Here is a 513-nt window from a genome sequence, read left to right as displayed (position 1 = left end):
GTGAAATGGAAAGCAAGGCGAGTAAAATCAGACAGGTATTTTTCTGTAATGGTTTTACGGATGAATGGATAAAAGGGAAAAGAGGGACGGAATATTATGTTGTTCGTCGTGATGGAAAGATGTACTGCCATCCACGCTATATCAAAGAAAAACGAGCCTTTGTAATAGAGAGTGCAACAAATAAGCAGGATGCGGAAAATGAGATATTAAGGGTCGATCCGGATATATATTATATAGATGAACCGGAGAAGGAAATGTTAAAACGATTAGATGAGAATGTAATGGCAAACTATATGTGAAATAAATTTATCATATGCGAATGTTAGTGTGATTAGTGAGGTGAAAAGTGAAGAAGTTATGAAGAAAGAAGAGTTTTTAAAGAGAAAAAATGAGTTAAAAGAAAAACTAAGAGATACATATATTATAGTGGATGAAGGAATAGGGTGTTCACTGGCGATGGGATGCTATTTTGATCATCAAGTAAACAAATGGAAGGTGTTTGAAAATGGAGAC

1 protein-coding gene is annotated in these 513 nt (G+C 34.7%); it reads left to right on the top strand.

Annotated features, from left to right (window positions below; all coding sequences use genetic code 11):
• Positions 1-299, top strand: a 299-nt coding sequence (locus tag DXA20_RS16305) for a hypothetical protein (RefSeq protein WP_158577270.1), incomplete at its 5' end; no start/stop codon positions are given.
• Positions 300-513 lie beyond the last annotated feature (214 nt).

It is taken from the genome of Roseburia sp. AM59-24XD, assembly GCF_003478445.1.
Lineage (GTDB): Bacteria > Bacillota > Clostridia > Lachnospirales > Lachnospiraceae > Jutongia.
The sequence above is the reverse complement of the archived record's forward strand: the minus strand, read 5'-3'. Positions and strand labels throughout refer to the sequence as shown.